The organism is Streptococcus sp. A34, from assembly GCF_043674115.1.
In the GTDB taxonomy this organism is placed as follows: Bacteria; Bacillota; Bacilli; order Lactobacillales; family Streptococcaceae; genus Streptococcus; species Streptococcus suis_V.
This window is the reverse complement of sequence record NZ_JBIMJM010000062.1, coordinates 1-4,178: the sequence shown is the minus strand read 5'-3', so window position 1 is coordinate 4,178 and position 4,178 is coordinate 1. Positions and strand designations below refer to the sequence as shown.

Sequence of the window (4,178 nt, the reverse complement as noted above, 5' to 3'; positions counted from 1 at the left end):
AGTTCTACCTTATTTCCTTGTCTCAGTCTAATTTCCAGTTTTTAAGACAGACTAGAACTTACTTTGAGAATTTAGCGCGTTCAGATTTTGGTGAAATTATCTATTATTTTGCTTGAAAACAGGCCGTTTTTCTGATATACTAATAGAGTTGCTGTGCAACAAATACTCATCTCGGACCAATTGTGGTCTTGTTGCCGAAAGGTTGGGCTGCAAGTCGAAGTTCGGGAGAGGAGAAAAAACAAAAAGGAGAAATACTCATGGCAGTAATTTCAATGAAACAACTTCTTGAGGCTGGTGTACACTTCGGTCACCAAACTCGTCGCTGGAATCCTAAGATGGCTAAGTACATCTTCACAGAGCGTAACGGTATCCACGTTATCGACTTGCAACAAACTGTAAAATTGGCTGACCAAGCTTACGAATTCATCCGTGATGCTGCAGCAAACGACGCAGTTATCTTGTTCGTAGGTACTAAAAAACAAGCTGCTGAAGCTGTTAAAGACGAAGCTATCCGCGCTGGTCAATACTTTATCAACCACCGTTGGTTGGGTGGAACTCTTACAAACTGGGGTACAATCCAAAAACGTATCGCTCGTTTGAAAGAAATCAACCGTATGGAAGAAGATGGAACTTTCGAAGTGCTTCCTAAGAAAGAAGTAGCATTGTTGAACAAACAACGTGCTCGTCTTGAAAAATTCTTGGGCGGTATCGCTGACATGCCACGCATTCCAGACGTAATGTTCGTAGTTGACCCACACAAAGAGCAAATCGCTGTTAAAGAAGCTAAGAAATTGGGTATCCCAGTTGTAGCGATGGTTGACACAAACACAGATCCAGATGATATTGATGTTATCATCCCAGCTAACGATGACGCTATCCGCGCTGTTAAATTGATCACAGCTAAAATGGCTGACGCTATCATCGAAGGCAACCAAGGTGAGGACAGCGTAGCAGCAGTTGAAGCTGAATTGGCAGCTGAGCCAGCATCTACAGAATCAATCGAAGAATTGGTTGAAGTTGTAGAAGGAAAATAAGTAACGAAGACGTTAAGAAAAGCGTTAGATTTATCTAAATCCTAGCTTTTTAGTCCGAGTACACTTTACATCATTTATCAAACACAAAAACAATCCTAGAGGGGCAGGGCTGAGCCCGCTCCTCTATTTTATAAATACAAACAAGGAGAATAGACATGGCAGAAATTACAGCAGCTCTCGTTAAAGAATTGCGTGAAAAATCAGGTGCTGGCGTTATGGACGCGAAAAAAGCATTGGTTGAAACTGAAGGTGATATCGAAAAAGCGATCGAATTGCTTCGCGAAAAAGGTATGGCTAAGGCAGCTAAGAAAGCTGACCGTGTAGCAGCTGAAGGTTTGACTGGTGTTTACGTTGATGGTAACGTAGCAGCAGTTGTTGAAGTTAACGCTGAAACAGACTTCGTTGCGAAAAACGCTCAATTCGTTGAATTAGTAAACACTACTGCTAAAGTAATTGCAGAAGGTAAACCAGCTGACAACGAAGCAGCTCTTAAATTGGTTATGCCTTCAGGTGAAACGCTTGAAGAAGCATACGTAAACGCAACTGCAACTATCGGTGAGAAAATCTCATTCCGTCGTTTTGCTTTGGTTGAAAAAACAGATGCTCAAGCATTTGGTGCATACCAACACAATGGTGGACGTATCGGTGTTATCTCAGTTGTTGAAGGTGGCGACGAAACTCTTGCAAAACAAATCTCAATGCACATCGCTGCAATGAAACCAACTGTTCTTTCTTACACTGAATTGGATGAGCAATTTGTTAAAGATGAGTTGGCACAAATCAACCACAAAATCGAACAAGATAACGAAAGCCGTGCAATGGTTGACAAACCAGCATTGCCACTCTTGCAATATGGTTCAAAAGCTCAATTGACTGACGAAGTGATTGCAGCAGCTGAAGAAGCTATCAAAGCAGAATTGGCAGCAGAAGGCAAACCAGAAAAAATCTGGGACAAAATCATCCCAGGTAAAATGGACCGCTTCATGCTTGACAACACTCAAGTTGACCAAGCTTACACACTTCTTGCACAAGTTTACATCATGGACGACAGCAAAACAGTTGAAGCTTACTTGAACTCAGTAAACGCTTCTGTTGTAGAATTTGCTCGTTTCGAAGTGGGTGAAGGTATCGAGAAAGCTTCAAATGACTTTGAAGCAGAAGTTGCAGCGACAATGGCAGCAGCTCTTGGTAAATAAGAATAAAGATTACAAAGCAGGTTAGTTGAACTAGCCTGCTTTTCTTATCCTTTGCATCTCTGGTCCATGCTTCTCCATTCTTGATAAGAGAAATGTGGCTCTTAATGGAAATTTATCACAGTCTGGGGACTGGGAGGTTGGAAGAAATATGGTAATCCTGTTGGCTACAACAAGTCGATAATTGAATTCAGTTATTGGCTTGTTTGCAAGTCAATAGGCAGATAATCTTCGCAGAAGCTTTTCACCCGTCAAGATAAGTTGATAATCTATAATATGATTTTTGGAGGTTTTCCATGTCTGGAAGTCTCTTAGAAGAAAAGAACACCACAATTGGCACGTCAATTGTGGTGTGTTTTTACCATGAAATATGTGTGTGATTATACCAAACCTTGGGCAATCATCGTATCAGCGATTTGCTCAAAGGCTGCGATGTTAGCACCTGCAAGATAGTCTGTACCAAGGTCGTATTTCTCAGCAGTTTCTTTGGCAGTCTTGAAGATGTTGGCCATGATGTCTTTGAGGCGACCGTCAACTTCTTCGCGTGTCCATGACAAGCGGAGGCTGTTTTGGCTCATTTCAAGGGCAGATACGGCTACACCACCAGCGTTGGCAGCTTTAGCAAGACCGTAAAGCACACCGTTTTCTTTGTAAACTTTGATTGCGTCAAGGTCAGATGGCATGTTAGCACCTTCAGCAACACAGTAAACACCATTTTTCACCAAGGCAACAGCTTGATCACCGTTGATTTCGTTTTGAGTCGCACATGGAAGGGCAATGTCAGCCTTGCCATCGTAGTTCCATACAGAACCTTCGAAGTATTTAGCAGTTGCTTTTTCTGCAGCATATTCTGTCAAACGAGCGCGGCGTTTTTCTTTGATGTCTACCAAGAGGTCGAAGTCGATACCTGTTTCGTCGATGATGTAACCATTTGAATCAGAAACAGAGATAACTTTGGCACCGAGTTCAGTTGCTTTTTGAACAGCGAACTGGGCAACGTTACCAGAACCTGAGATAAGAACTGTTTGGTCTTTGAATGATTTACCGTTAGCTTTGAGCATGTTGTCTGTGAAGTAAACAAGTCCATAACCAGTTGCTTCTGGACGGATGAGAGAGCCACCGAAACCAAGAGGTTTACCAGTCAAGACACCTGCATCAAATTGGCGAAGGCGTTTGTACTGACCGTACATGTAGCCGATTTCGCGACCGCCGACACCGATGTCACCAGCAGGGACATCAAGTGAAGGTCCGATGTGTTTTTGCAATTCAGTCATGAAGCTTTGGCAGAAGCGCATGATTTCAGCGTCTGTTTTGCCTTTCGGATCGAAGTCAGATCCACCTTTACCGCCACCGATTGGCAGACCAGTCAAGACATTCTTGAAGATTTGCTCAAAACCGAGGAACTTCAAGATAGATTGGTTAACAGTTGGGTGGAAGCGAAGACCGCCCTTGTAAGGACCTACAGCTGAGTTAAATTGAACGCGGTAGCCGCGGTTGACTTGCACATTGCCGTCTTTGTCAGTCCAAGGAACACGGAAAGAAATTACGCGTTCTGGTTCAACGATACGTGCCAAGATGTTTTCTTCGATATACTCTGGGTGAGCTTCAAACACAGGCTCAAGTGTAGAGAAGAGTTCTTCAACAGCTTGGAGGAATTCTGTTTCGTGTGGATTGCGAGCTTTCACAGCTTCAAATGATGCTTGGATGTATGCTTTTGCATTTGTCATAGGAGTCACCTGATTTCTTTATTTATTATTAAATTGTCTGACAATTTAATTTATCTGAAAATTATTATAGCACTATGGTTTTTAAATGTAAAGAAGAAAATGCAAAAATTTTTAAAAATTCTCAAAATTCCCTGATAAAAGCCGAACAATCGAAAGTTCTATAATGAAGTTAGCCACCCCAACCTAGCCAAAAAACAGCTGTTTCAACTGGTTCAGCTGTCTGT

At 42.3% G+C, this 4,178-nt stretch carries 3 protein-coding genes; 2 read left to right on the top strand and 1 reads right to left on the bottom strand.

All coding sequences use genetic code 11. The features are described 5' to 3' along the window. Positions 1–257: 257 nt before the first annotated feature. Together rpsB and tsf are read left to right on the top strand one after the other, a co-directional pair. Entirely contained in the window at positions 258–1,034 is a 777-nt protein-coding gene (gene rpsB / locus ACHBGV_RS10170) for a 30S ribosomal protein S2 (protein ID WP_012775356.1), read from the top strand. 155 nt (positions 1,035–1,189) lie between these two features. Continuing rightward, positions 1,190–2,230 (top strand): translation elongation factor Ts, encoded by a 1,041-nt coding sequence (gene tsf / locus ACHBGV_RS10165; protein ID WP_105122652.1) that lies wholly within the window; start codon positions 1,190–1,192, stop codon positions 2,228–2,230. A 377-nt stretch (positions 2,231–2,607) separates the two neighbouring features. Here the strand turns inward: tsf and gdhA are convergent, their stop codons facing one another. Next, entirely contained in the window at positions 2,608–3,954 is a 1,347-nt protein-coding gene (gene gdhA, locus ACHBGV_RS10160) for an NADP-specific glutamate dehydrogenase (RefSeq protein ID WP_172064037.1), read from the bottom strand. Between the last annotated feature and the right edge of the window lie 224 nt (positions 3,955–4,178).

Excerpts from the sequence above, each read along its gene's own strand:
- tsf (WP_105122652.1), top strand. The coding sequence starts at position 1,190 with ATGGCAGAAATTACAGCAGCTCTCGTTAAAGAATTGCGTGAAAAATCA.
- rpsB (WP_012775356.1), top strand. The coding sequence starts at position 258 with ATGGCAGTAATTTCAATGAAACAACTTCTTGAGGCTGGTGTACACTTC.
- gdhA (WP_172064037.1), bottom strand. The coding sequence starts at position 3,954 with ATGACAAATGCAAAAGCATACATCCAAGCATCATTTGAAGCTGTGAAA.